Genomic DNA, 24,291 nt, shown 5'->3' on the forward strand with positions numbered 1-24,291 from the left:
GCGAGACGACAGCGAGGGGGAACCCGTGAGCATGCTCGAGCGGATGGCCGAAGAACGCCGTCTCCGTCAGGAAACCGCCCCGCAGGCCCCGGCCGGGCAGCAGTGGGGCACGTGCGTGAGCGTCCGCGGCGCCGGCGAGCGGCGCCGCCGGGTGGCGCGGGTGCTGCTGGCGAGCGGCATGGTCATCACCGCCTACCTGCCACTGGGCGCGGTCGTGCCCGCGGTCGACGCGCCCGTACTGGTCCAGACCAGGGCGATCGGCGACGGCCCGCAGGGCGACTCGGTGATCGTGTCGGCCATCGGTGACCAGCCGCCGACCGGCGACGTCATCGCGTTCTGACCGCCGTGCGCAAGGTTTCCCTGGTCACCTTGGGCTGCGCGCGCAACGAGGTCGACTCGGACGAGCTGGCCGCGCGCCTCGACGAGGCCGGCTGGGAGCTGGCCGGACCCGGCGCCGAAGCCGACGTGGTCGTGGTGAACACGTGCGGCTTCATCGAGGCGGCCAAGAAGGAGTCCATCGACACGGTGCTGGCCGCGTCGGCGACGGGCGCGAAGGTGGTCGCGGTCGGCTGCATGGCCGAGCGGTACGGCCGCGAGCTGGCGGACGCACTGCCGGAAGCGGCCGCGGTGCTGTCGTTCGACGACTACCCGGAGATCGGCGAGCGCCTCGGCGAGGTCGTGAACGGGCAGTCGCATGCGGCGCACACACCCCGCGACCGCCGGACACTGCTGCCGATCTCACCGGTGAAACGCCCTGCGGCGGCTACGGCTCATGTGCCGGGGCACGCTTCGCCGGGTGCGGCATCGGGGGTGAGGCCCGCTCAGGCTGCGGGGCCTGCCTTGCCGGGTGGGTCGGCGGTTGGTGCCGAGGTGCGGGGCGAGCCATCGGGGCTGCGGCCCGCTCAGGCTGCGGGGCCTGCCTTGCCGGGTGGGTCGGCGCTTGGCGCCGAGGTGCGGAGCGAGCCATCGGTACCGCGGCCCGCCCAGGCAGTGGGGCCCGCTTTGCCGGGTGGGTCGGCGGTTGGTGCCGAGGTGCGGGGCGAGCCATCGGTGCGGCGGCCCGCTCAGGCTGCGGGGCTTGCTTTGCCGAGTGAGCCTGCAGTCGGCGTCGAGGTGCGGAGCGAGCCATCGGTACCGCAGCCCGCCTCCACCGTCCCCGAGCACGGTCCGGCGAGCGGGCCGCGCGTGCTGCGGCACCGGCTCGGCGGCGGGCCCGTCGCGCCGCTCAAGCTGGCGTCCGGCTGCGACCGGCGCTGCACGTTCTGCGCCATCCCGAGCTTCCGCGGCGCCTTCGTCTCGCGCCCGGCCGCCGAAATCCTCGCCGAAGCCGAGTGGCTCGCCGGCCACGGCGTGCGGGAACTGGTGCTGGTGAGCGAGAACTCGACCTCCTACGGCAAGGACCTCGGCGACCTACAAGCGCTGGAGAAGCTGCTGCCGAAGCTCGCGGGCGTCGTCGACCGGGTGCGGGTGAGCTACCTGCAGCCGGCCGAGCTGCGGCCGACCCTCGTCGAGACCATCGCCGGGACGCCCGGCGTCGTGCCCTACTTCGACCTGTCGTTCCAGCACGCCAGCGGCCCGGTGCTGCGGCGGATGCGCCGGTTCGGCGACCGGACGCGGTTCCTCCAGCTGCTGGAGCGGGTGCGGGCGCTGGCGCCGGACGCGGGCGTGCGCTCGAACTTCATCGCCGGCTTCCCCGGCGAGACCGACGCCGACTTCGCCGAGCTGAAGGCGTTCCTCACCGAAGCGCGGCTGGACGTCGCCGGGGTGTTCGGCTATTCGGACGAAGACGGCACCGAGGCCGCCGGCCTGCCGGACAAGGTGCCCGAGCCGGTGCGCGCCCAGCGTGTCGAGGAGCTTTCGGTGCTCGCCGAGGAGCTGGCCTCCCGCCGCGCCGAGGAACGCGTCGGCTCGGTCATCGAGGTGCTCGTCGGGACCGGGGAGCGTGGCTGGGCCGCGCACCAGGCGCCGGAGCTCGACGGGCACGTGACGTTCCCCGGCGCGCGTCCGGAGCCGGGTTCGCTGGTCCGGGCCGAGGTCACCGCCGCCAACGGGATCGACCTGGAGGCGCGGCCGCTGCCATGATCAGCGGAGGCTGTCGAGCGCCAGCTTCGCCGCCTGGGCGATCAGCCGGTCGTCGGCCTTGGCGTTCGCGGTCTTCTTGTCCGACATGACCACCAGCACGATCGGCGCGCGCCCGGGCGGCCAGACGACGGCGATGTCGTTGCGTGTCGCGTACTCGCCGGTGCCGGTCTTGTCGGCGACGGCCCAGCCCGCGGGCGCACCCGCCCGGATGACCGTCGCGCCGGTGAGGTTGGCGCGCATCATGTCGGTCAGGATCGTCCGCTTCTCCGGCGGCAGCGCGGTACCGAGGGTGAACGCGCGCAGCGTCGTGGCCATCGCGCGCGGGGTGCTGGTGTCCCGGATGTCGCCCGGCGCGAGGTCGTTCAGCCCGGGCTCGGTCCGGTCGACGTGGGTGGTCGTGTCGCCGATCCCGCGCAGGGCGGCGGCGAGACCCGGCGGGCCGCCGAGCTCCTTGAACAGCAGGTTGGCGGCGGTGTTGTCGCTGTAGCGCAGGGCCGCGTCGATCGCGTCGCGCAGCGAGATGCCGGTGTCGACGTGCTTCTCGGTGACCGGCGAGTTCTCCTGCAGGTCGGCGCGGGTGTACTTGAGCACCTTCGCGAGCCCCTCGACGCTGGTGCGCTGCAGGACCGCGGCCGAGGAGAACGCCTTGTGGGTCGAGGCGTAGCCGAAGCGCTCGTCGGCGCGGTGGGTGAGCTCGCGGCCGGAGCCGGTGTCCACGGCGTACAGGCCGAGGCGGGCGTCGAACTCCTTCTCCAGCGGCGCGAAGTCCGGCTGGGGTGCGACGGCGGTGGCCGTCGTCGCGGCGGTGGTCGTGGCCGCGCTCGGGGCCGGGGCCTCGGCGGCGCAGGCGGCGAGCGGGACGAGGACCAGCGCGGCGAGCGCGGCGCGGCGGACGTGGGGGAACGGCACAGGGCATCCTTTCCGATCTTGATCGACATCCGCAGTCTCGCGAGGTTCGCTCATGCTGTCCAAGACGGAAACGCGCGGTTTCATGCCGGAAGTGCATAGAGTGGGCCGGGTGGACCTGGTCGGTGGGTGCAGGGCGTTCGTGAGCGTGAGCGAGGCGGGCAGCTTCACGGCGGGTGCGGCGGTCGCGCACATCCCGCAGCCGGTGGCGAGCCGGCGGATCGCGGCGCTGGAGCAGCACTTCGGCGCGCGCCTGTTCGACCGCTCGACGCGGCGGGCGCGGCTGACGCCGTTCGGCCGGGACGTCCTGCCCTCGGCCCGGCGGCTCGTCCAGCTGGCGGACGCGCTCGAGCACGACGCGAAGCACGCCCGTCAGCGGCCGATGCGGGTGGCTGTCCCGGACACGTGCGGGGTGCGTGACCTGGCCGAGCTCGCCGCCGAGGCGGGCGCGCTGGAAGTCCACCTGGAGTTCCGGGCGGCCGCGCCGGGGGAGCGGGCCGAGCTGGTCCGCACGAATGAGGTGCGGGCCGCGCTCACGGCCGTCCCGGCCGAGGAGGGCGTCTGGTCGGTGCCGCTGGGCCTGGCCGGGATCGCGGCACCGCCGGGCCGGGTGGTGCACCTGGAGACGTTGCGGGCGGGCCGGGGCGCGGGCCCGCGGCGTCGGGTGTGGCTGCAGCCGGAGGACGACGTCCCGCACGTCCGGGACCGGGTGCTGCGGGTCCGCGACGCGGTGGGCCTGCGACCGGCGCAGGTCGGCGTGGCCGAGTCGCTGACGTCGGCGGTCGCGGCGGTGTTCGGGTCGTCGGACCTGCTGCTGTGTTCGGCGGCGCAGGCGGCGGACCTGGGGCTGCACTGGCGTCCGGTCGGCGAGCTGGACTTGGCCCGGGGGTATGCGGTGGCGGCCACCGTGGGCGAGGACGCGGACCGCCTGCGCACGGCGTTGTCGGCGGCGGTCGCCCGGTGTCTGGGGGTCGAAGGATGAGCACGGAGGCACTCCTCCGCGGGTTGCGAGCGGACCTCGAAGACGGCGGCCTGCGCGGGTCGTTCCTGGTCCGGGACCTGAGGTCGGGCCACGAGCTGGCCATCGACCCGGATCGCGAGTACCCGATCGCGTCGCTGGTGAAGGTGCCCCTGGCGATGGCGACTCTGGAGCGCATCCGCCGGGGCGAGCTGGACGGCGCGACCCCGATGGAGGTGCCGCCGGGCGGGGTGAGCACCCCCGGCCCGATCGGGGTGACGCGGTTCCGCCACCCCGCCGTCATCGCGATCGACGACCTGGTCTACCTGAGCACGTCGCTGAGCGACGGCGCGGCGGCGGACGTCCTGTTCGACCTGACCCCGCCGGCGGAGATCACGCGGATCCTGGGGGAGTGGGGCCTGCGCGGGATCGCGGTGCGCCACCTGATGCGGGACCTGGTGGACACCCCGGCGGAGCGCTTCCCGGCGGCGGAGGCGGACTTGGCCCACACCTTGGCGATCGGCGCGGGGACGGCGGGCCAGGGCCATCGCCTCCCGCAGCTCGACGTGACCCGGGCGAACTCGGCGTCGGCGCGGTCGTTCGCGGAGGTGCTGCAGGCACTGTGGACACCGTCGAAGATCGACCCTTCGGTGGCGGCGCGGGTCCGGGAGCTGATGGCGAACAACGTGCTGCGCCACCGCCTGACCCCGGACTTCGCTTCGGACGCGGCGCGCTGGTCGTCGAAGACCGGGACACTGCTGAACCTGCGGCACGAGGCCGGGGTGGTCGAACACGCGGACGGCCGGGTGTTCGGGGTGGTGGCGCTGACCCAGTCCCGGGTGCCCGCTGTGGTCCAGCCGGAGGCGGAGGTGCTGATGGCCCGGGTGGCCCGAGCCCTGCGGGATCACCTGCGCGGGAGGTGAGCGCTCAGACCGTGGCCTTCACCCCGAACTCCACCTCGGCCGTCAGCACCGTCCCGGCGGTCCGTCCCGGCGCGGTGTGATCACCCCAGTACAGGTTCGTGTGTGCCACGACCGCCTCCGGGCCGGGCGCCCCGAACGCCGACAGGTCCTCGGTCGTGTGCGCGTCCGAAACCAGCACCGCGTCATACCCTCGCACGATCGCCCCGTGCAGGGTCGACCGGATGCACGCGTCCGTCTGCGCCCCGGCCACCACCAGCCGGCCCACACCACGCGCGGCCAGCTCCGGCTCCAGCGACGTCTCCTCGAACGAGTCGAAGTATTCCTTGTGCACCAAGGCCTCGCCTTCCCGCCGGGGCAGCTCCGCCACGTACTGCCACGGCTCGCTGTCGCGGGGCAGCTCGGCGCTCGTGTGCTGCACCCACACGACCTCGACACCCGCTTCCCGGGCCTTGGCCACCAACGTGACGATGTTCGAGATCACCGAGGCGCGCGCAAACGCCTCCCGCATGACGCCGTTCTGGACGTCGATCACCAGCAGCGCCGTGTTCGGGCGGTCGGTCAATGTGGTCATGCGGTCACGATAAACCCGGCCACCGACAGTTTTCGCCAGCTAGCATGCGGGCCATGGACTACGGGATGCTGTTGCTCGGGATCGTCCTGCTGGTGGCGGTCGTCGGACTGAGCTCGTCGACCACCGAACGGCGGCTCAGCCGGCGGCTCGACCGGATGGAACGGAAGCTGGACGCCATCGTCACCCAGCTCGGCGTGACCGTCGAAGAGCCGGGGCTCGCCGAGGTCACCGCGTTGGTGCGTGAGGGTAAGAAGATCCAGGCCATCAAGACCTACCGCGAACACACGGGCGCGGACCTCAAGGAGGCCCGCGACGCCGTCGAGCGGCTCGCTTAGACCTGGTCTCAAAACTTGAGGGTGTCACTGCGTAAGCGGGGATCTTGTTCGTGCTCGACACCGGCTGCCGCTGGCGAGACCTACCCGAGCAGCTCGGATGCGGTTCCGGGCACACCGCGTGGCGGCGGCGAACACCCACGACAGCATGCTGTTCGAGCCGCTGCTGGACACGAACCGACCGTGCGCGGCCACCACGGCCGGGTGGGCCGGCCACGATGCCGACCGGACAAGCTGCACGCCGACAAGGGCTACGACTACCGCCGCTACCTGACCCGCCGCGGTATCAAGGTCCGTATCGCCCGGCGCGGGATTGAGGGCGAGTCCCGCCTCGGCCGCCTCTTCAGAGGCGTTCGATGCGGTCGGCCTGCGGGCCCCGGTCGCTCTGACGCACCGCGTACCGGACCCGGTCACCCTTCTGCAGCGGCTCCGACCCCATGACCACGGACACGTGGGCGAAGAGATCGTCGCCGCCTGCGTCCGGGGTGATGAAGCCGAAGCCGCGGTCGGCGTCGTAGCGCGCGACGACGCCCTCGCCGCCTCGTACGGGCACCTCCCGCGCCGCCGGCCCCGCGGCCGCGGCAGGCGCCGGCCGCTGCGGCGCCGGCTGGGGCTCGGCGCCCCGGACCAGGTGCACGTCGCGGGCCTGCGGGCCCTTGTCTCCACTGGCCACCTCGTAGGCGACGCGGTCGCCCTCCGCGAGCCACGTCAGCCCCTCGGCCAGGGCCCGGGCGTGAACGAAGACGTCCCCGGCGCCGGAGTCGGGGTTGATGAAGCCGAAGCCCTTGTCCTCGTCGTACCAGGCCACCGTGCCGTCGGCACCGTCGGCGATACCGGCCGCAGCGGGTGAGCCGGCCCCTGCTCCCAGCGGGATCACGTGCCCGGCCTGCGGGCCGCGCTCGCCTTCGACGATCAGGAAGGCCACCCGCTGTCCCTCGCTGACCACGCCGCCGGTCACGATGGCGGAGCTGTGCACGAAGATGTCGGCGCCGCCGCCGTCCGGCGACGCGAAGCCGTACCCCTTGCCCGGCTCGTACCAGTTGATGGTGCCGAGCAGGCCCACGGCGCTGCCGGTGGCCGCCTCGGCGGTGACGCGAACGCGCAGCGCCTGGGGCCCGCGGTCGTTCTCGCCGACCTCGAACGCGACGGCCTGACCCTCGCGGAGCAGTTTCGCGCCGCCGTCCCCGACGATCTCGGAGGCGTGCACGAACACGTCCGGCGAGCCGTCCTCGGGCGCGAGGAAGCCGAAACCACGTTCGGCGTCGAACCAACGGACGGTTCCTTGCGGCATCAAAGGCTCCAGGTCGAGAGGTGTGCACTGGCCCCCAGTCTCTCTGACAGACCTCCGGTCCGTCGGGCCGGGTCCACAGGCGGGCGGTGCGGAGCCACGGGCGGGCCGTTGGTTCACCTGGCGACACGCCGAGTTTTGAGACCAGGTCTCAGGGCGCCCCGCCGATGTGCCTGGCCGACACCGCTTCCCAGACGGCGTCGAAGTCGTCGTAGCGGCCGGAGTCGGGCAGGCCGCCGAGGGATCCCAGCACGGAGTCGCCGCCGCCGGCCGCGGCCGCGCGCCGGAGGAGCTCGTCGCGGCCGCACGGGTACTGCGTCTCGGCCAGGTGCTGTTCGAGGCTGGGTCGGTCCGGTGCAGGCATGATCGAGGCGTACCCGCCGCTCCCGGCCCGAAACTCAGCCCACGACGATCGTGTGCGCCGACCGCGCCACCAGCTCGCCGATCACCGGGTGCCCCGGCAGCTCCCCGGCGACCAGCAGCCCGCCGGACGTCTGCGCGTCGGCCAGCAGCAACGCCTCGTCCGCCGAGATCCGCGAGACGTCCACGTGCGGGCTCACCCAGTCGAGGTTGCGGCGGGTGCCGCCGCTGACGTACCCGTCACGCAGTGCCTCGCGCGCGCCCTCGAGGTAGGGCACGGCCGCGGGGTCCAGCCGGGCCGTGACGCCGCTGGCCCGCGCCAGCTTGTGCAGGTGGCCGAGCAGCCCGAACCCGGTGACGTCGGTGGCGCAGACCGCCCCGGCGGCCAGCGCGGCCTCGGCGGCGGTGTCGTTCAGCGTCGTCATGACGTCGATCGCCTGCGCGAACCGCTCGCCGGTGGCCTTGTGCCGCGAGTTCAGCACGCCGACGCCGAGCGGCTTGGTCAGCGTCAGCGGCACGCCCGCGCGGCCGGCGTCGTTGCGCAGCAGCCGCGCCGGATCCGCGACGCCGGTGACCGCCAGCCCGTACTTCGGCTCGGGGTCGTCGATGCTGTGCCCGCCGGCCAGGTGGCACCCGGCGCGGCCGCAGACGTCGAGACCGCCGCGCAGCACCTCGGCCGCCAGCTCGAAGGGCAACGTCTCCCGCGGCCAGCCGAGCAGGTTCACCGCCACCACCGGGGTGCCGCCCATGGCGTAGACGTCGGAAAGCGCGTTGGCCGCCGCGATCCGGCCCCAGTCGTAGGCGTCGTCGACGACCGGGGTGAAGAAGTCCGTGGTCGCGATCAGCGCGGTGGTCCCGGAGATCCGGACCGCGGCCGCGTCGTCGCCGGTGTCGAGGCCGACGAGCAGCTCGCCCGCCGGGTTCGCGGGCGCGGAGCCGGTGAGGCCGCGCACGGCCTCCTCCAGCTCGCCGGGCGGGATCTTGCACGCACAGCCGCCGCCGTGCGCGTACTGCGTCAGTCGGTAACCCACGAGTTTCATCGTGCCCGCCGACCCGGAGCTTGGCAGGATGGCAGTCATGGTGCAGGGAGGCGTATCCGGCCTGGTGACCGGCACGGTCTTCAAAACCGTTGAGCGGCAGGTCCTGTCGCTGGCGGGTTCGATTCCCGTCCGCCTCCGCCATGCCTGACCCGCGTCGCGCGATCCCGCGCACCGACGCCGTGCTGGCCGAGCCCCGGATCGCCAAGGCCGCCGGGACGCTCGGGCGCGACCTGGTGAAGGCGATCGTCAACGCCGTCCAGCAGGCCGCCCGCGTGGGTGAGATCGCCCCGGCCGACGTCGTCGACACCGTCCTCGCGCGGCTCCCGGCGGGCGCGTCCTCGCTGCGGCCGGTGGTGAACGCGACCGGTGTCGTCGTGCACACGAACCTCGGCCGGGCCCCGCTTTCCGGGGCCGCCCTCGACGCGTTGACCGCGGCCGCCGGCGCGACCGACGTCGAGTTCGACCTGACGACCGGCGAGCGCGCCCGCCGGGGACGCGGGGCACTCGCGGCGCTGGCCGCCGCCGTACCGGACGCGGGTGGCGTGCACGTGGTCAACAACAACGCCGCCGCGCTGCTGCTGTGCGCGCTCGCCCTCGCGCCCGGCCGCGAGATCGTCGTCAGCCGCGGCGAGCTGGTCGAAATCGGCGACGGCTTCCGCATCCCCGACCTCCTCGCGTCGACCGGCGCCCGGCTGCGCGAAGTCGGCACGACGAACCGGACGTCGATCCGCGACTACGCGGCCGCGCTCGGCCCCGAAACCGGGTTCGTGCTCAAGGTGCACCCGTCGAACTACCAGGTCACCGGCTTCACCTCGGCAGTGCCGATCGGTGAGCTGGCCGGCCTCGGGGTGCCGGTGGTCGCCGACATCGGGTCGGGGTTGCTCACCCCGCACCCGCTGCTGCCCGACGAGCCGGACGCCACGAGCGCACTCCGGGCGGGCGCCGCGGTCGTCACCGCCAGCGGCGACAAGCTCCTCGGCGGACCGCAGGCCGGCCTGCTGTTCGGCGCGGCGGACGTCGTCGAACGCCTGCGCCGCCACCCGGCCGCCCGCGCCCTGCGCGTCGACAAGCTCACGCTCGCCGCTCTCGAAGCGACCCTGCGCGGGCCGGAACCGCCGGTGCGGGCCGCCCTCGACGTGCCCGTCGAAAGCCTCCGCCGGCGCGCCGAAGCCCTGGCCGAGGCGCTGGGCGCCGATGCGGTCGCGTCGGTGGCGGCCGTCGGCGGCGGGGGCGCACCCGGTGTCGAGCTGCCGAGCGCCGCAGTGAGCCTGCCCGCCCGGTACGCGGCCGCGTTGCGCGCCGGCGAGCCCGCGGTGGTCGGCCGGGTGTCGGGGGACCGGTGCCTGCTCGACCTGCGGACCGTCCGGCCGCAAGAGGACGTGAAGATCCTGGAAGCCGTCCGCCGATGCGGGTGATCGTCACCGCCGGCCACGTCGACCACGGCAAGTCCACCCTGGTCCGCCGGCTCACCGGGATGGAGCCGGACCGGTGGGCCGAAGAGCGCCGCCGCGGGCTCACCATCGACCTCGGCTTCGGCTGGACGAAGATCGGCGACGAGGACGTCGCGTTCGTCGACGTCCCGGGCCACGAACGGTTCGTGCCCAACATGCTCGCCGGTGCCGGGCCCGCGCCGGCGGTGCTGTTCGTCGTCGCGGCCGACGAGGGCTGGATGCCGCAGTCGGCCGAGCACCTCGCCGCGCTCGACGCGTTCGGCGTGCGGCGTGGCCTGCTCGTCGTCACGAAGGCCGACCGCGCCGACCCCGCCGCCGCGACGGCCGCCGCCCGGGCCGAGATCGGCCGGACGTCGCTGGGCGCGGTGCCGAGCGTCGCCGTCAGCGGCGCCACGGGCGCGGGCTTCGACGAGCTGCGCGCGGCGATCGACACCCTGGCCGGTGGTTTGCCGACGCCCGATCCGGCCGCCGACGTCCGGCTGTGGATCGACCGCGCGTTCACCGTTTCCGGGGCCGGCACTGTCGTCACCGGCACCCTCGCGGCGGGAACGATCGCGGTCGGCGACGAGCTGCTGCTCGGCGAGACGCGGGTGAAGGTCCGCGGCCTGCAGGCACTCGGCGAGCCCCACGACCGGGTGGCGGCGGTGGCGCGCGTGGCGGTGAACCTGCGCGGCCTCGCGCGCGGCGATGTCGGCCGCGGCGACGTCCTGCTGACCCCGGACCGCTGGTTGACCACCGCCGAGTTCGACGTCCGGGTGCACGGCGCCGACCTCCACCGGAACCTGGTGCTGCACTTCGGCACGGCGGCGCTGCCGGTGCGGGTCCGGCCACTGGGGACGGACACCGCGCGGCTCACGACGACCATCGCGCTGCCGTTGCGCGTGGGCGACCGCGGGCTGCTGCGCGACCCCGGCGAGCACCGGATCGCCGCCGGGTTCGATGTGCTCGACGTCCGGCCGCCGTCGCTGGTTCGCCGGGGCGCGGCCCGGACCCGCGGCGAGGAGCTGGCCGACCCCGACCTGGCCCGGACCTACCTGCGGCGGAACGGGTTCGTGCGGGCGGCGGACTTCGCGGCGATGGGCCTGCCGGAGACCGGCGACCGGATCGGGGACTGGTGCGCCGACCCGGCCCGCGTCGCCGGGCTGCGGGTCGAGGCCGCCGCGGCCGTCCGGGGCTGGGACGCCCTGGCCGCGGGGATGCCGGTCGAAGCGCTCCGGTACCGGCTCGCCGTCCCGGCGCCGGAGCTGGTCGGCCCGCTCCTGGCGGGCACCGGGTTCGAGGTCGCGGGCGGACTGGTGCGGCGGCCCGGCGCGGGCCTCGCCCCGGCCGTCGAGAAGGCGTTGGAGACGGTGGCCAAGCGGCTCGCCGAGCACCCGTTCCGCGCCCCGGAGGCCGACGAGCTGCGTGCGCTGGGCCTGGGCCGCCGCGAGCTGGCGGCGGCCGTCCGGCTCGGCCGGCTGACCGTGGTCGCGGAGGGCGTGGTGCTCGCCCCGGACGTCGAAGAGCGCGCGGCGGCGGAGCTGCGTCGGCTGGCTCAGCCGTTCACGGTGTCGGAGGCACGTCAGGCGTTCGGCAGTACTCGGCGGGTGATGATCCCGCTGTTGGAACGCCTCGACGCGGCGGGCGTAACGGAACCGCTGGGCGATGGGACTCGCATGGTGCGCGACTAGGCCTGCGTTGGGCGGAGCTGCGTCGGCTGTCCACGGTGTCCGAGGCGCGCAAGGTGTTCGGCAGTACTCGGCGGGTGATGATCCCGCTGCTGGAGCGCCTCGACGCGGCGGGCGTAACGGAACCGCTGGACGACGGAACCCGAAGGGTGCGCGGTTAGACATGCGTTGGCGGAGCTGCGCCGACTGGCTCAGCCGTTCACGGTGTCGGAGGCGCGTCAGGCGCTCGGCAGCACGCGCCGGGTGATGATCCCGCTGCTGGAACGCCTCGACGCGGCGGGCGCAACGGAACCGCTCGGCGACGGAACCCGAAGGGTGCGTGGTTAGACCTGCGTTCCGCGGGTATCGGGATTACCGTGCCAGGTATGAGCGTGCGACGGTGGATCGAAGGCTGGCCGGTGTACCGGCAGCTGACCGGTCCCGACCGCACCGCGCGTGGCGCCGCGGCCAAATCGGACGGTTCGGAGAAATGGCACGCCCGCACCGAAGACGCCGACCGGGTGGTCAAGTCCATCTGCCCGTACTGCGCCGTCGGCTGCGGTCAAAAGGTCTACGTCAAGGACGGCCGCGTCACGCAGATCGAGGGTGACCCGGACTCGCCCATCTCGCGCGGCAGGCTCTGCCCGAAGGGGGCGGCCAGCAAGCAGCTCGTGACCAGCCCGAGCCGCGTCACCGAAGTCCTCTACCGGCGTCCGTACGGCACCGACTGGGAACGCCTGCCCCTCGAGAAGGCGATGGACATGATCGCCGACCGGGTCCTCAAGACCCGCGACGAGACGTGGCAGGACACCGACGACCAGGGGCGCAAGCTCAACCGCACGCTCGGCTTCGCCAGCCTGGGCGGCGCGACCCTGGACAACGAAGAGAACTACCTGATGAAGAAGCTGTACACCGCGCTGGGCGCGATACAGATCGAAAACCAGGCCCGTATTTGACACTCCGCCACGGTTCCCGGTCTGGGGACCTCCTTCGGTCGTGGTGGCGCCACGACGTTCCAGCAAGATCTCGCCAACGCCGACTGCATCGTCATCCAGGGCTCGAACATGGCCGAGTGCCACCCGGTCGGGTTCCAGTGGGTGATGGAGGCGAAGGCCCGCGGCGCGAAGATCATCCACGTCGACCCGCGGTTCACCCGCACCAGCGCGGTCTCGCACGTCCACGCGGCGCTGCGCGCGGGCACCGACATCGCGTTCCTCGGCGGCCTGATCAACCACGTGCTGAGCAACGACCTGGACTTCCGGGAGTACGTGCTGGCCTACACCAACGCGGCCGCCATCCTGCGTGAGGACTTCCAGGACACCGAGGACCTCGACGGCGTCTTCTCCGGCTACGACCCCGAGAAGCGCCAGTACGACATGACGTCGTGGGAGTACGAAGGCGCGCCGACCGTGCCCGCGGCCGGCTCCACCGACCCCGAGCAGCCGGGTGAGCCGGGCTCGGAGAGCCACCACGGCGGTGAGGCGCACCAGAGCACGGCCCGTGCCGACACCTACGGCAGCGGCGGCGCGGCCGTCGGGGCCAAGCCGAAGACCGACGAGACACTGCAGCACCCGCGGTGCGTCTTCCAGGTGCTCAAGCGGCATTTCGCCCGCTACACGCCCGAGGCCGTCGCCGACGTCTGCGGCCTGCCGGTCGAGCAGTTCACCGAGATCGCCGAGGCGATCACCGCGAACTCGGGCCGCGACCGGACGACGGCATGGGTGTACTCGGTCGGCTGGACCCACCACACGGTCGGCGCGCAGTACATCCGGACGGCGTCGATCCTGCAGACGCTGCTCGGCAACATCGGCCGCCCCGGCGGCGGCATCCTCGCGCTGCGCGGCCATGCCAGCATCCAGGGCTCGACCGACATCCCGACGCTGTTCAACCTGCTGCCCGGCTACATCCCGATGCCGCACGCGCACCAGCACCAGAGCCTCGACGAGTTCGTCGCGGCCGACGCGGGCAAGACCGGCTTCTGGGGCAACATGCGCTCCTACGCCGTGAGCCTGCTGAAGTCCTACTGGGGCGATTCCGCCCAGCCGCACAACGACTTCCGCTTCGACTACCTGCCCCGCCTCACCGGCGACCACGGGACCTACGCGACGGTGCAGAAGCAGATCGAGGGGGAGTGCAAGGGCTACTTCCTGGTCGGGGAGAACCCGGCGGTCGGCTCGGCCAACGGCAAGTTCCAGCGCCTCGGCCTGGCCAACCTCGACTGGCTCGTCGTCCGCGACCTGCAAATGATCGAAAGCGCGACGTTCTGGAAGGACGGTCCCGAGATCGAGACCGGCGAGCTGAAGCCCGAAGAGATCGGCACCGAGGTCTTCTTCCTGCCCGCCGCCGCGCACACCGAAAAGGACGGCAGCTTCACCAACACCCAGCGCCTGCTGCAGTGGCACCACAAGGCCGTCGAACCACCCGGTGACGCCCGCAGCGACCTGTGGTTCTACTACCACCTGGGCCGGATCATCCGGGAACGGATCGGCGACGACCCGCGTGACGCGCCGATCCGCGACCTGACCTGGAGCTACCCCGTCGAGGGCCCGACCGGCGACCCGAGCGCGGAGTCCGTGCTCGCCGAGATCAACGGCCACGGCCCCGAAGGCCCGCTCTCGGCCTACACCGAACTGAAGGACGACGGCTCGACCGCGTGCGGCTGCTGGATCTACTGCGGGGTCCGCGCCGGCGGGAAGAACCAGGCCGCCAACCGGCAGCCGGGCCAGGACCAGGACTGGGTCGCGAAGGGCTGGGCCTGGGCGTGGCCGGCGAACCGGCGGATCCTCTACAACCGCGCGTCCGCCGATCCCGACGGCAAGCCGTGGAGCGAGCGGAAGAAACTGCTCAGCTGGGACGCCGAACAGGGCAAGTGGGTCGGCCCGGACGTCCCGGACTTCGAGCCCACCAAGGCCCCGGACCACGTGCCGCCCGAAGGCGCGAAGGCGCAGGAAGCGCTGGGCGGACGCGACCCGTTCATCATGCAGACCGACGGCAAGGCCTGGCTCTACGTCCCGGCCGGGCTCGCCGACGGGCCGCTGCCCACGCACTACGAGCCGTTCGAAAGCCCGGTGGACAACGCGCTCTACAGCCAGCAGGAGACGCCGACGCGCCAGACCCTCGAGAGCCCGTCGAACCCCTACAACCCGGCGCGGAGCAAGGTTTACCCGTACGTGTTCACGACCTACCGGCTCACCGAGCACCACACGGCGGGCGGGATGAGCCGGACGCTGCCCTACCTCTCGGAGCTGCAGCCGGAGTTCTTCTGCGAGGTGTCGCCGGCGCTCGCGGCCGAACGCGGGCTCGAGAACGGCGGCTGGGCGACGATCATCTCGGCGCGCACGGCCATCGAGGCCCGGGTGCTGGTCACCGACCGGGTGAAGCCGCTGAAGGTCCGCGGCCGGACCATCCACCAGGTCGGGCTGCCCTACCACTGGGGCCCGAACGGGCTTTCCCGCGGCGACGCGGCCAACGACCTGCTCTCGATCGTGCTGGATCCGAACGTGCACATCCAGGAGTCCAAGGCGGCGACCTGTGACATCCGGCCGGGACGCCGCCCGCGCGGCGCCGCGCTGCCGGCCATGGTCGAGGAGTACCGGAGGCGAGCCGATGGCTGAGTACGGCACCCAGCCCCGGATGGGGTTCTTCACCGACACGTCGGTGTGCATCGGCTGCAAAGCCTGCGAAGTCGCGTGCAAGGAGTGGAACGGCGTGCCCGACCGGGGCGAGCTGGACCTGCTGGGCTCGTCCTACGACAACACCGGCGCGCTGGGGTCGAACACCTGGCGGCACGTCGCGTTCGTCGAGCAGCCGAAACCCGCGGTCGACCTGGGGATGCCCGAGATCGGCGCCCCCGGTCGAGAAGACCCGGGCGTGCGCTGGCTGATGTCGAGTGACGTCTGCAAGCACTGCACGCACGCCGCCTGCCTCGACGTCTGCCCGACCGGCGCGCTGTTCCGCACCGAGTTCGACACGGTCGTCGTGCAGCAGGACATCTGCAACGGCTGCGGCTACTGCGTCCCGGCGTGCCCGTACGGAGTCATCGAAAAGCGCGAGACCGACGGCCGCGCGTTCAAGTGCACCCTCTGCTACGACCGGCTCGGCGCCGGCCTGGAACCGGCGTGCGCCAAGGCGTGCCCGACCGACTCCATCCAGTTCGGCGAGCTGGACGAACTGCGCGAACGCGCCGACGAGCGGGTGCGCGACCTGCACGGCTCCGGCGTCCCGGAAGCCCGGCTCTACGGCCGCGACCCGGACGACGGTGTCGGCGGGGACGGCGCGTTCTTCCTGCTGCTGGACGAACCCGAGGTCTACGGGCTGCCGCCGGACCCGGTGGTCACCACCCGCGACCTGCCCGCGATGTGGAAGCGCGCCGCGGTGACCGCGGCCGGGGTGGGCCTGGCGATCGCGGCGTCGTTCCTCGGACGGCGCCGGTGAGCCCGCGCCGCGAACGGGCGATGGTCGAGCCCGCCGAGTTCCGCTCCTACTACGGCCGGCCGATCCTCAAGGAGCCGGCCTGGAAGCAGCCGGACGTGCCGCTGTACCTGTTCCTCGGCGGCGCGGCGGGCGCGTCGGCGACGATGGCCGCGCTCGCCGACGGCACCGGCCGCCCGGGCCTGGCCCGCGTCGGCCGGCTGGTCGCGTCCGGTGGCTCGATCGCCAGCGTCGTGGCGCTGATCCACGACCTCGGCAAGCCGACCCGCTTCCTGCACATGCTGCGGGTGCTGAAGCCGACGTCGCCGCTGTCGGTGGGGTCGTGGATCCTGTCGCCGTTCTCGGGCCTGGCCGCCGTGTCGGCCGCGTCCGACCTGACCGGGAAGCTGCCCCTGATCGGCCGGCTGGCCGGGGCCGCCGCCGGCGTGCTCGGCCCGGCGATGTGCACCTACACCGCGGTGCTGCTGGCCGACACCGCGACGCCGTCGTGGCACGAGGCCCACGGCACGCTGCCGGTGCTGTTCGCGGGCAGCGCGGTGACCAGCGGTGTCGGCGCCGCCCTGCTGGCGGCCCCGGCGGGGGAGACCGGGCCGGCCGTGCGCGCGGGGCTCGTCGGAGCGGTCGCCGAGCTGGTGGCCGAGCACCACCTGGAGACCGGGCTGGGGCTGGTCTCGGAGCCGTACCGCACCGGCCGCGCCGGGAAGCTGCTGAAGGCCGCGAAGGCGCTGACCGCGACAGGCGCCGCGCTGTCGCTGGTGGCCCGCCGCAACCGGGCGGCCGGTGTCCTGGCCGGCGCGGCGTACCTGGCTTCGGGGCTGTGCACGCGCTTCGGCGTCTACGCGGCGGGCGTGGAGTCCACAAAGGACCCGAAGTACGTCGTGATCCCGCAACGTGAGCGGGTCAACCGGCGGGAAGGCCGCTGAAGAACCCGCTCAACGCGGCCGCGAGGTCTTCGGGGTTCTCTTCGGCCATGTGGTGCCCGGAGGCGATCGCGTGCCCACGCAGGTCGGTCGTCCAGGCCCGCCAGACGGCCAGGACGTCGCCGTAGAGGTCCTCGAGATCGTCGTCGCTCGACCAGAGCACCATCGCGGGGCAGGTGATCCGCCGTCCCGCGGCCTGGTCGGCGTCGTCGTGCGCGCGGTCCACGCCCAGGCCCGCCCGGTAGTCCTCGAGCATCGCGGTGACCGTCGCGGGGTTGTGGATCGCCCGGTGGAAGTCGGCGAAGTTCTCCTCGCCGAGCCGTTCGGGCGTGTTCTTGGTGCCGACGTCGTACCAGGCGTCCGGGTCGGCGGTGATCACCCGCTCCGGCTTTTCCGGCTGGGCGAAGAAGAACCAGTGGAACCACTCGCGCGCGAACCGGGCGTCGCAGCGGGCGAGGGCCTCACCGATCGGGACTGCGTCGAGGATCGCCGCGCCGAGGATCGCCGAGGGGTGATCCAGCGCCAGCCGCGTCGCGACGTACGCGCCGCGGTCGTGCCCCGCGACGAAGAACCGGTCGTGACCCAGCTTCCGCATCAGCGCGACGCAGTCGGCCGCCAGGACGCGCTTGCTGTAGGGCGTGTGCTCGGCGTCCGTGGGCGGTTTGGTGGATTCGCCGTAGCCGCGGGTGTCCGGGCAGACGACGGTGAACCGCCCGGCGAGGAGCGGCGCGACCCGGTGCCACGTCGTGTGGGTGCGCGGATGGCCGTGCAGCAGCAGGACCGGCGGGCCCGAGCCGCCGTGGCGCACCCGCAACGTCGCCTCTCCGACGTCGACGCGGTCGAGTGTGAAGCCTGCGAACACCGGTCACCCCCAACACGAACTGCCGCACCCCGGCGTCCGGGATGCGGCAGCTCGCGGACAGGTCAGTCCTTGTCCTTGATGCCCTTGACGGCGTCCTTGATCTTCTCGCCGGCCTGCTTCAGCGAGCCCTTGGCCTGGTCGGCCTTGCCTTCCGCCTGCCACTGCTCGTTGCCCGTGGCGTCACCGACGGCTTCCTTGGCCCGGCCCTTGAGTTCCTCACCCTTGTTTTCGAATTTGTCGCTCATGGTTCCGGGATACCCGCGTGCTTCCGGCCTACACATCACAGGAAGACGAGCCCCGTGAGCACGGTCACGCCGACCAGCAGCCAGGCGATGTAGTCCCCGACGTGCCCCGAATGCGCGCGGTGCAGCCCTTCGAGGGCGACGCGGACCGGCCGCGGCCAGGACGGCAGCCGCCGCGACCACAGCGCCGCGGCGGCGATCCCCAGCGCCAGCAGCACAGTGACCCCGCTGAGCAGCAGCCCGGACGCCGACCACTCGGCCGCCACCGGCGCCACCGGGCCGGGGGCGGCGACGGCGGGCAGGACGTCGTGCAGGTAGCCGGCCCGATCGGCGTCCTGCCGCCCGGCGGTCTCGGCGGCCGCGCGCAGCCAGGGGAGTGTGCCGACGGCCAGCGAGCCGGCCAGGACCGCGACGATCGCGGCGATCATCGTCGCCGGGGTGCGCTCCATCCGGCTGCCCGTCTCGGGTTCTTCGTCGGTGCCGGGGGTCTTCTCGCCGTCGTCGCGCCGGGGCGGCGTGCCGCGTCCGAAGTAGACACCCAGGCCGGCGCGCAGCACCGCGGCCGCCGTGACCGCGGTGACGACGACGAACACCGCCACCAGCCAGCCGTACCCGGTGTGCTCGAGCGCGTGCTCGGCGACGTCCTTGCCGAACGCGACGCCGAACGGCGGCAACCCGGCCAGCACCAATGCCGCCAGCACGAACAGCCCACCTTCGAGGCGGGAATGCCCGCACCTGCCGAACAGCTCGTCCTCGTCGACGCTGCCGTAGCGGTCCATCAGGACGCCGACCAGGAGGAACAGCGCGGCCTTGGCGCCGGCGTGCCCGGCCACCGCCAGCAGGAACCCCGTGCTCGCTGCACCATCGGCGGCCGCCAGGCCGCACAGGAACAGCCCGGTGTGCGCGATGGTCGAGTAGGCCAGCAGCCGTTTCAGGTGCCGCTGGGTGAAGCAGAGGACGGCGCCGAGCAGCGCGCTGCCGAGCCCGAGCACTAGCAGCACCCGGGCGAACAGGCCGTCGTCGAGCACTCCGCCGAACACCGTCTGCCGCACCCGCAGCACCCCGTAGGTCCCCAGCTCGACCATGACGCCGGAGAACAGCACGCACACCGGGGTCGGCGCGACTGCGTGCGCGTCGGCGAGCCAGAAGTGGAACGGCACCGCCGCGGCCTTCACCAGCAGGCCGGTGCAGACGAGCACGAACGCGGCGAGCACCAGCGCGTCGGCGGGCTTCCCGTCGAGGGCGACCCCGAGCTGTGCCAGCCCGAGCTGCCCGCCGCGGGCGTAGAGCAGGCCGATGCCCATCAGCGTGAAGTACGCGCCGAGGGAGTTCACGACCCCGAAGTTCAGGGCGCCCTGGACCGAGTCGGCCTCCTCGATCCGGTACCCGGTGAGCGCGTAGGCGACCCCGCTCATCAGCTCGAAGAACACGAAGAGGGTGAACAGGTCCCCGGTGAGCAGGAAGCCGAGCATGCCGGTCAGGAACAGCAGCATCATCGCGTGGTAGCGGGCGTCGACGGCGGCGAAGTAGCGCCAGCTGTAGACGAGCGCGCACGTCGTCAGGAACGAGGCCAGCAGCGCCAGCGTCGTGTTCAGCCCGTCGGCGGCCAGGACGATGCCCAGCGACCGCGCGCCGTCGGGCCGGTGCCCGCCCGGCCAGCTGACCACGCGGCCGTGCTGGACGGCCGCGAGCAGCACCGCCGTCAGGACCGTGACGGCGAGCGCGGCGGCGGTCGCGACGACGTCGGCCACCACGCGCGGCAATTTCACGCCCAGGCCGAGGAGCACGCACGCGGCCAGCAGCGGCACGGCGACGACGAGGGCCGGGAGGACGTTCATGCCTTCAGCCGCGCAGGGCGCGGAGCTCGTCGGGGTCGACTGTCCCGTGGCGCTTGGCGATCTGGATCGTCAGTGCCAGCAGGACCGCGGTGATGGTCGCGGACACCACGATGTCGGTCAGCGTCATCGCCTGCACCATCGGGTCGACCACCGGCTGCCGCTGGTCCTGGCCGACGATCGGCGCGCCCGCCTGGTCCTGGTAGCCGATCCCGAGCAGCAGCACGTACGTCCCGGCCTGCGCGACGGAGAGGGAGACAACGGTGTGCACGAGGTGGCGGCTGCGCACGATGCCGACCGCGCCGATCAGCAGCAGCCACCCGGCGACGCCGTAACAGGCCAGGCCGACCATCAGGTCTCCGCCGGGATCAGGGCCTGGCCGAGGAACTGGGCCAGCAGCACGACGAGCCCGGCCGCGACCTCGATCCCGACGAGCACGCTGAGCACCGGCACGGTGCCGGCCGAGAGCAGCGAGCCGAACTCGCCGAACGGCAGCACGTTGGCCAGGAACGCCCCGCCGGCGAGCAGCCCGGCGAGCCCGGTGACGACGTAGAGCCCGGTGGCCGCGGCTTCGGCGTACTCGCACCAGTCGATCGGGCGCAGCCGCGCCAGCGCCGGGTAGCTGCCGGAGATGTAGAGCAGGTGCCAGCCGGTGGCCAGCACGACCCCGCCCTGGAACCCGCCGCCGGGGGTGAGGTGGCCGTGCACCACGACGTCGATGCCGAGCAGGAGCGTCACGGGGAGCATCAGGTAGCCGGCGAACTTGACCACGGGCATGACGGTGCCGTGCTGGGGGCCGATCCGCTGTCGCTCCTCTTTGGACGGTTGCAGCAGGGACAGCGCGCCGACGACCGCCGCGGCGACGATCGTCTCCTCGCCGAGCGTGTCCAGCGCACGCAGGTCGAAGTTGACCGACGACACCAGGTTCGGCGTCGCGTGCGCGAGCGCGGCGGGCAGCGCGAGGTCGCGGTAGGCGTGCAGGGCCCCGCCGAACTCCGGCATCCGCAGGAACGCCGTCACCAGCAGCACGGCCACGCCGAGCGCGCCGGCGGCGCACAACCAGGTCCGGGTCCGCAGCGTCATCGCTTGCCCACCTTCCGGATGGTGAGCAGCACCAGCAGCGGCACCACGGCGGAGCCGACGGCCAGCTCGGACAGCGCGACGTCCGGCGCCTGGAGCGCGACGAACAGCAGCGTCAGGCACAGGCTGAACAACGACAGCGTGATCGCCTGCCGCCGCGGGTCCGGGGTGGCCACCACCGCGAACCCCGCGACGGCGACGAACGCGAGGGCGACCAGCAGTACGACGGTCCTCACGACGGCAGGTCCTCGTCGATGACGCCCTGCCGCTCGGCTTCGACGCGGCCGAGGCCGGACTGCAGCACCGGGCCGGTCGCCGCGAGCAGCACGACGGTGAGCAGGATGGCCGCGGAGCCGAGGTTCCAGCCGTTGGCCAGGGCGAGCCCGATCCCGACGAGCGGCGCGCCGAGGGTGGTCACCGGCGCCAGCAGGTGCAGTCGGTTGAGCAGCGTGCGGGCCCGCAGCATGGTCACCGCCGAGAGCACGACGACGGCGACCCCGGCGAACACCAGGACGTGCGCGATCACCGCGTCGTCCCCAGCAGCCGGATGAACACGAGCGTGCCGGCGAAGGCCAACACGGTGAGCGTCAGGGGCAGGATCACCGCGCTCGACGGGCCGTAGGCCTGCACGAGCAGCAGGAGCGTGAGCACGGTGACCGGGCCGGCGAGCAGCAGCCCGGCGAGGCGCGCGAGGGCGTCACCCCGGGCGGCCAGCCACAGCGCGGGGCCAAGACCGCCCACCATCAGCAGCACGGCCGCGACCAGCCAGCCGGTCACCGCCGCACCTCGTCGAGCACGCGCGAATCGCCGTCGAGCAGCCGGTGGACGACCAGGTCGTCGGGGCTCGCGACGACCATGGTGCCGGGGGTGCAGCCGATGACGACGGCCGCGGCGGCCGCGCGAGCGTCGTGCACGGCCTCGGGTTCGCCGGGCAGGCGAACGGTGTCGAACCGGCCCGCGCGCGGGTGCCGCACGACCTTCACCAGGGCCAGAGCCGATTCACGGACGGCCGTCCAGGGGAGGGTGAGCAGCCAGCGCACCCACCGGATGCGAAACCGCCAGGCGCCACCGACGGCGCGGCGAGCAGCACGGGCGGCGAAGGCGCACAGCAGCCCGGCCACGGCCGCGACCGCGATTTCGGGCAGCGACGGCGTCGAGAGCGTCAGCACCCACAGGCCGGTCAGGCCCAGCCACCACGGCAGCACCTCGAGCAACACCAGGGCCGGGTACCCCGCGTCCGGGGCCGTCAACCGGGGGTCAGTGGGCGGGCAGGTGGCCGCCCATCCGTTCGATCCGCTGGATGGCCGGCTCCGCGAGGATGCCGTGGACCAGCACCGACGCGGCGACAGCCAGGGCGCCGACCCGCCAAAGCACGTCCTGCTGCGGCACCGGCAGCCGGTTGAGCGCGTAGGCGAGGTAGTACAGCGTCCCGATCCCGCGGACGCCGAAGAACGCGATCGCCAGCGTCGCCGGTCTGCCTGCCGACGAGCCGAGCAGGGACACCCAGCCGACCAGCGGCCGCACCACCAGCACCGCGACGACCGCGATCACCACTTCGAGTGGCCGCAGACCGCGCAGCAGCCCGTCGCCGATGGCGAGCCCGAGCCCCAGCAGCGCGAGCGGGACGAACAGCCGTTCCAGCTGGTGGCCGAAGGCGTGCAGGACGCCGTGGTAGTCGTGCGAACGCTCCTGGGCACGCACGCACACCGCCGCGACGAACACGGCGACGAACCCGTTCCCGTGGGCGACTTCCGCCAGCGCGTAGGGCAGGAAGGCCAGGGAGAGCAGCACCAGCCCGTCCCCGTACTCGGCCAGCCGCAGCCGGTCCGACGACGTCCGGAAGATCGCCCAGCCGAGCAGCCGCCCGGTGAGCAGGCCGAGCACGACGCCGACCGCGAGCGGCAGCAGCAGGTCCACCAGCACCCAGCCGACGTCCAGCTCCGGCTCGCTGCCCGCCAGCGCCAGCCCGAGCAGGACGAACGGCATGGTCAGGCCGTCGTTGAGCCCGGCCTCGGTGGTCAGCGTGAAGCGGATTTCGTTGTCCCTGGCCAGTTCCGGCTCGACGTCCGGGTGCGGGACGCCGATGTCGCCCGCCAGCACCGGGTCCGTGGGTGCCAGCGCCGAGGCGAGCAGCAGCGCCACCCCCGGCGCGAGCGCGAGCCACCAGTACCCGAGCGCGGCGATGGCGAGGATCGACAACGGCATGGTCAGCGCGAGCAGCCGCCACGTCGAGCCCCAGCGCTTCGGGCCGAACGGGCGGTCGACCGACAGGCCGGCCCCGGCGAGCGCGACGAGAATGCCCAGCTGGGTGAACGACTCGACGCCGTGCAGGTGCGACGCGGGGTCGCTCCAGCCGTTGCCGTAGGGGGCGGGCAGGGGCAACAGGCCGAGCACGATCCCGGCGACCAGCATCACCAGCGGCACCGAAAACGGCCGGTCGGCGACCAGTTTCGGCACGATCGCCGCGGCCAGGGCGAGCAGGCCCGCCACACCGAACAGCACCGTCAACGACGACAAAGGTTCCTCCCACCCGCTCGTGCCTCGCCACTCGGGCGCGCGGGTGCCGGCCGAGCGTGAACCGGGTGCCGCCGCTGCGCTGTCCCCCGTCGATGCGCGTAGCGTGGCCAGGAGGTGCGCCGCGCCCGGAGTTCCCGGTGGTGCGCGCGGTGAAACCGGCGAGGAGGCGGCGTGACGGCGGCGAACGGGGCCGGTCGGCCCTGCCGGTTCTGCGGCACGGTCCGCGGCCCGCGGGTCCCCGGCAAGGCCGGGCCGATCTGCCTGGAGTGCGTGCGGACCGGGCTGCGGGTGGTCGGCGACGGCGCGGACCGCGAAACCACCGGCGGCGACGTGCTGGCGGCGGTGACCTCGCCGCTGGCCGCGGTGTGCGAGTTCTGCGGCCGCCGGGAGCGGCGGACGTTCCTGGGCCTGCGCCGCCCGCTGCTGCGCGTCGACTGCGCCGCGCGGGACGCGGTGATCTGCGCGGACTGCCTGGACCACGCGGGCGACGTGCTCAACGTCGCGCTGCGTCACTGACGTCAGTTCGAGGAAAACCCGCGACCGCAGTTGAAGCGCCCCAATGTGGCCTTCGGTGCGTGAGACGCACCGAAGGCCACATTGGGTGCGTCAGACGCAACCAAGGCCACATTGGGGCGCAGTCAGCTGGTCACGCCCGAGCCGTGAACACGTACGAACCCGCGGGCACGAAGTACGTCCCCGCGCCCGACGGCACCGCCTGCGCCGGCGCGGCGACCGAGCCCGGCTGGGACGTCGGCACCTGCACCGTGGCCGAAGCGCCGACCGGGACCGTCACCCGCAACGTCAGCTGGCCGCCCGAGACGGACCAGTCGCTGACCGCGTTGCCGTA

Annotated in this window: 28 protein-coding genes, 1 tRNA gene and 3 pseudogenes; 16 read left to right on the forward strand and 16 right to left on the reverse strand. The window is 73.3% G+C overall.

What is annotated here, in order from left to right:
* Positions 1–25 precede the first annotated feature (25 nt).
* Both M8542_RS04190 and M8542_RS04195 read left to right on the forward strand, forming a co-directional pair.
* Entirely contained in the window at positions 26–340 is a 315-nt protein-coding gene (locus M8542_RS04190; protein ID WP_257918654.1) for a hypothetical protein, read from the forward strand.
* Positions 337–2,082 (forward strand): MiaB/RimO family radical SAM methylthiotransferase, encoded by a 1,746-nt coding sequence (locus M8542_RS04195; protein WP_257919220.1) that lies wholly within the window; start codon positions 337–339, stop codon positions 2,080–2,082. The genes M8542_RS04190 and M8542_RS04195 overlap by 4 nt, the downstream gene beginning before the upstream one ends.
* Here M8542_RS04195 and bla read toward each other — a convergent pair whose 3' ends face one another.
* The gene (gene bla, locus M8542_RS04200) at positions 2,083–2,991 is read right to left on the reverse strand and encodes a class A beta-lactamase (protein ID WP_257918655.1); all 909 of its coding nucleotides are present in this window, start codon (positions 2,989–2,991) and stop codon (positions 2,083–2,085) included. It lies immediately after the preceding gene.
* An 82-nt stretch (positions 2,992–3,073) separates the two neighbouring features.
* On the opposite strand from bla, the gene M8542_RS04205 reads away from it, so the two are divergent.
* Entirely contained in the window at positions 3,074–3,970 is an 897-nt protein-coding gene (locus M8542_RS04205) for a LysR family transcriptional regulator (RefSeq protein ID WP_257919221.1), read from the forward strand.
* Positions 3,967–4,869, forward strand: a complete 903-nt coding sequence (locus M8542_RS04210) for a serine hydrolase (protein WP_257918656.1) — start codon at positions 3,967–3,969, stop codon at positions 4,867–4,869. Before M8542_RS04205 ends, M8542_RS04210 begins: the two co-directional genes overlap by 4 nt.
* Before the next feature lie 4 nt (positions 4,870–4,873).
* On the opposite strand, the gene M8542_RS04215 is transcribed toward M8542_RS04210, so the two are convergent.
* Positions 4,874–5,440, reverse strand: a complete 567-nt coding sequence (locus M8542_RS04215) for an isochorismatase family protein (RefSeq protein ID WP_257918657.1) — start codon at positions 5,438–5,440, stop codon at positions 4,874–4,876.
* Positions 5,441–5,493: 53 nt separating this feature from the next.
* On the opposite strand from M8542_RS04215, the gene M8542_RS04220 reads away from it, so the two are divergent.
* The 3 genes and pseudogenes from M8542_RS04220 to M8542_RS50570 form a co-directional block, all read left to right on the forward strand.
* Positions 5,494–5,775 (forward strand): hypothetical protein, encoded by a 282-nt coding sequence (locus M8542_RS04220; protein WP_257918658.1) that lies wholly within the window; start codon positions 5,494–5,496, stop codon positions 5,773–5,775.
* A 38-nt stretch (positions 5,776–5,813) separates the two neighbouring features.
* Positions 5,814–5,903: pseudogene (locus M8542_RS04225) on the forward strand (transposase); the annotation flags it as partial.
* Positions 5,894–6,111: pseudogene (locus M8542_RS50570) on the forward strand (IS5/IS1182 family transposase); the annotation flags it as partial. The pseudogenes M8542_RS04225 and M8542_RS50570, both read left to right, overlap by 10 nt.
* A gap of 4 nt (positions 6,112–6,115) precedes the next feature.
* Here the strand turns inward: M8542_RS50570 and M8542_RS50575 are convergent.
* The 3 genes from M8542_RS50575 to selD all read right to left on the reverse strand — a co-directional run bounded on the left by M8542_RS50575 (position 6,116) and on the right by selD (position 8,460).
* Positions 6,116–7,063 (reverse strand): cold-shock protein, encoded by a 948-nt coding sequence (locus tag M8542_RS50575; RefSeq protein WP_276585956.1) that lies wholly within the window; start codon positions 7,061–7,063, stop codon positions 6,116–6,118.
* Positions 7,064–7,211: 148 nt separating this feature from the next.
* Positions 7,212–7,424: a DUF2795 domain-containing protein gene (locus M8542_RS04255; protein ID WP_257918659.1), complete on the reverse strand. Its 213-nt coding sequence runs from the start codon at positions 7,422–7,424 to the stop codon at positions 7,212–7,214.
* Positions 7,425–7,458: 34 nt separating this feature from the next.
* The gene (selD, locus tag M8542_RS04260) at positions 7,459–8,460 is read right to left on the reverse strand and encodes a selenide, water dikinase SelD (RefSeq protein ID WP_276585957.1); all 1,002 of its coding nucleotides are present in this window, start codon (positions 8,458–8,460) and stop codon (positions 7,459–7,461) included.
* 46 nt (positions 8,461–8,506) lie between these two features.
* Between selD and M8542_RS04265 the strand changes: the two genes are divergently transcribed.
* The 8 genes and pseudogenes from M8542_RS04265 (at position 8,507) to nrfD (ending at position 16,911) form a co-directional block, all read left to right on the forward strand.
* A tRNA-Sec gene (locus M8542_RS04265) sits at positions 8,507–8,601 on the forward strand.
* Entirely contained in the window at positions 8,601–9,875 is a 1,275-nt protein-coding gene (selA, locus tag M8542_RS04270; RefSeq protein ID WP_257918661.1) for an L-seryl-tRNA(Sec) selenium transferase, read from the forward strand. The genes M8542_RS04265 and selA overlap by 1 nt, the downstream gene beginning before the upstream one ends.
* Complete coding sequence (locus M8542_RS04275; protein ID WP_257918662.1) at positions 9,866–11,581, forward strand: selenocysteine-specific translation elongation factor; 1,716 nt, start codon at positions 9,866–9,868, stop codon at positions 11,579–11,581. The genes selA and M8542_RS04275 overlap by 10 nt, the downstream gene beginning before the upstream one ends.
* 35 nt (positions 11,582–11,616) lie before the next feature.
* The gene (locus tag M8542_RS50580; protein ID WP_372508473.1) at positions 11,617–11,739 is read left to right on the forward strand and encodes a SelB domain-containing protein; all 123 of its coding nucleotides are present in this window, start codon (positions 11,617–11,619) and stop codon (positions 11,737–11,739) included.
* Positions 11,740–11,743: 4 nt separating this feature from the next.
* Positions 11,744–11,905, forward strand: a pseudogene (locus M8542_RS04280) (SelB domain-containing protein); the annotation flags it as partial.
* A 38-nt stretch (positions 11,906–11,943) separates the two neighbouring features.
* Positions 11,944–15,171, forward strand: a complete 3,228-nt coding sequence (gene fdh / locus M8542_RS04285) for a formate dehydrogenase (RefSeq protein ID WP_257918664.1) — start codon at positions 11,944–11,946, stop codon at positions 15,169–15,171.
* Positions 15,164–15,991, forward strand: coding sequence for a 4Fe-4S dicluster domain-containing protein (locus M8542_RS04290; RefSeq protein ID WP_257918665.1), 828 nt, complete (start codon positions 15,164–15,166; stop codon positions 15,989–15,991). The genes fdh and M8542_RS04290 overlap by 8 nt, the downstream gene beginning before the upstream one ends.
* Positions 15,988–16,911, forward strand: a complete 924-nt coding sequence (gene nrfD / locus M8542_RS04295) for an NrfD/PsrC family molybdoenzyme membrane anchor subunit (protein ID WP_257918666.1) — start codon at positions 15,988–15,990, stop codon at positions 16,909–16,911. Before M8542_RS04290 ends, nrfD begins: the two co-directional genes overlap by 4 nt.
* Here nrfD and M8542_RS04300 read toward each other — a convergent pair.
* The 10 genes from M8542_RS04300 to M8542_RS04345 all read right to left on the reverse strand — a co-directional run bounded on the left by M8542_RS04300 (position 16,889) and on the right by M8542_RS04345 (position 23,444).
* Complete coding sequence (locus tag M8542_RS04300; protein WP_257918667.1) at positions 16,889–17,770, reverse strand: alpha/beta fold hydrolase; 882 nt, start codon at positions 17,768–17,770, stop codon at positions 16,889–16,891. The genes nrfD and M8542_RS04300 overlap by 23 nt on opposite strands.
* Positions 17,771–17,832: 62 nt before the next feature.
* The gene (locus M8542_RS04305) at positions 17,833–18,015 is read right to left on the reverse strand and encodes a CsbD family protein (RefSeq protein ID WP_257918668.1); all 183 of its coding nucleotides are present in this window, start codon (positions 18,013–18,015) and stop codon (positions 17,833–17,835) included.
* Between the two features lie 35 nt (positions 18,016–18,050).
* A complete protein-coding gene (locus M8542_RS04310) occupies positions 18,051–19,850 on the reverse strand; it encodes a complex I subunit 5 family protein (protein WP_257918669.1) in 1,800 nt (599 codons plus the stop codon).
* A 4-nt stretch (positions 19,851–19,854) separates the two neighbouring features.
* On the reverse strand, positions 19,855–20,199 hold the full coding sequence (locus tag M8542_RS04315; RefSeq protein WP_257918670.1) for a sodium:proton antiporter: 345 nt from the start codon (positions 20,197–20,199) through the stop codon (positions 19,855–19,857).
* Positions 20,199–20,930: an MnhB domain-containing protein gene (locus M8542_RS04320; protein ID WP_257918671.1), complete on the reverse strand. Its 732-nt coding sequence runs from the start codon at positions 20,928–20,930 to the stop codon at positions 20,199–20,201. The genes M8542_RS04315 and M8542_RS04320 overlap by 1 nt, the downstream gene beginning before the upstream one ends.
* Entirely contained in the window at positions 20,927–21,163 is a 237-nt protein-coding gene (locus M8542_RS04325; protein WP_257918672.1) for a Na(+)/H(+) antiporter subunit B, read from the reverse strand. The genes M8542_RS04320 and M8542_RS04325 overlap by 4 nt, the downstream gene beginning before the upstream one ends.
* Positions 21,160–21,453, reverse strand: coding sequence for a monovalent cation/H(+) antiporter subunit G (locus M8542_RS04330; RefSeq protein WP_257918673.1), 294 nt, complete (start codon positions 21,451–21,453; stop codon positions 21,160–21,162). The genes M8542_RS04325 and M8542_RS04330 overlap by 4 nt, the downstream gene beginning before the upstream one ends.
* Positions 21,450–21,704, reverse strand: coding sequence for a hypothetical protein (locus M8542_RS04335; protein ID WP_257918674.1), 255 nt, complete (start codon positions 21,702–21,704; stop codon positions 21,450–21,452). Before M8542_RS04335 ends, M8542_RS04330 begins: the two co-directional genes overlap by 4 nt.
* Positions 21,701–22,177 carry a Na+/H+ antiporter subunit E gene (locus tag M8542_RS04340; protein ID WP_257918675.1) on the reverse strand — a complete coding sequence of 159 codons (477 nt, stop codon included), beginning with the start codon at positions 22,175–22,177 and terminating at the stop codon, positions 21,701–21,703. Before M8542_RS04340 ends, M8542_RS04335 begins: the two co-directional genes overlap by 4 nt.
* A gap of 7 nt (positions 22,178–22,184) precedes the next feature.
* A complete protein-coding gene (locus M8542_RS04345; protein ID WP_257918676.1) occupies positions 22,185–23,444 on the reverse strand; it encodes a cation:proton antiporter domain-containing protein in 1,260 nt (419 codons plus the stop codon).
* A gap of 171 nt (positions 23,445–23,615) precedes the next feature.
* Here M8542_RS04345 and M8542_RS04350 point away from each other — a divergent pair, with 171 nt between their 5' ends.
* Entirely contained in the window at positions 23,616–23,960 is a 345-nt protein-coding gene (locus M8542_RS04350) for a hypothetical protein (RefSeq protein ID WP_257918677.1), read from the forward strand.
* Between the two features lie 130 nt (positions 23,961–24,090).
* On the opposite strand, the gene M8542_RS50265 is transcribed toward M8542_RS04350, so the two are convergent.
* Positions 24,091–24,243 carry a hypothetical protein gene (locus tag M8542_RS50265; protein ID WP_308210237.1) on the reverse strand — a complete coding sequence of 51 codons (153 nt, stop codon included), beginning with the start codon at positions 24,241–24,243 and terminating at the stop codon, positions 24,091–24,093.
* Positions 24,244–24,291 lie beyond the last annotated feature (48 nt).

Source organism: Amycolatopsis iheyensis, assembly GCF_024703995.1.
Classification (GTDB): domain Bacteria; phylum Actinomycetota; class Actinomycetes; order Mycobacteriales; family Pseudonocardiaceae; genus Amycolatopsis; species Amycolatopsis iheyensis.

Coding starts and splice junctions, on each gene's coding strand:
- M8542_RS50575 (WP_276585956.1), bottom strand. CDS start 7,063: ATGCCGCAAGGAACCGTCCGTTGGTTCGACGCCGAACGTGGTTTCGGC.
- M8542_RS04310 (WP_257918669.1), bottom strand. CDS start 19,850: ATGAACGTCCTCCCGGCCCTCGTCGTCGCCGTGCCGCTGCTGGCCGCG.
- M8542_RS04255 (WP_257918659.1), bottom strand. CDS start 7,424: ATGCCTGCACCGGACCGACCCAGCCTCGAACAGCACCTGGCCGAGACG.
- M8542_RS04320 (WP_257918671.1), bottom strand. CDS start 20,930: ATGACGCTGCGGACCCGGACCTGGTTGTGCGCCGCCGGCGCGCTCGGC.
- M8542_RS04205 (WP_257919221.1), top strand. CDS start 3,074: ATGCCGGAAGTGCATAGAGTGGGCCGGGTGGACCTGGTCGGTGGGTGC.
- M8542_RS04220 (WP_257918658.1), top strand. CDS start 5,494: ATGGACTACGGGATGCTGTTGCTCGGGATCGTCCTGCTGGTGGCGGTC.
- selA (WP_257918661.1), top strand. CDS start 8,601: ATGCCTGACCCGCGTCGCGCGATCCCGCGCACCGACGCCGTGCTGGCC.
- M8542_RS04290 (WP_257918665.1), top strand. CDS start 15,164: ATGGCTGAGTACGGCACCCAGCCCCGGATGGGGTTCTTCACCGACACG.
- M8542_RS04275 (WP_257918662.1), top strand. CDS start 9,866: ATGCGGGTGATCGTCACCGCCGGCCACGTCGACCACGGCAAGTCCACC.
- M8542_RS04210 (WP_257918656.1), top strand. CDS start 3,967: ATGAGCACGGAGGCACTCCTCCGCGGGTTGCGAGCGGACCTCGAAGAC.
- M8542_RS04305 (WP_257918668.1), bottom strand. CDS start 18,015: ATGAGCGACAAATTCGAAAACAAGGGTGAGGAACTCAAGGGCCGGGCC.
- M8542_RS04315 (WP_257918670.1), bottom strand. CDS start 20,199: ATGGTCGGCCTGGCCTGTTACGGCGTCGCCGGGTGGCTGCTGCTGATC.
- M8542_RS04215 (WP_257918657.1), bottom strand. CDS start 5,440: ATGACCACATTGACCGACCGCCCGAACACGGCGCTGCTGGTGATCGAC.
- selD (WP_276585957.1), bottom strand. CDS start 8,460: ATGAAACTCGTGGGTTACCGACTGACGCAGTACGCGCACGGCGGCGGC.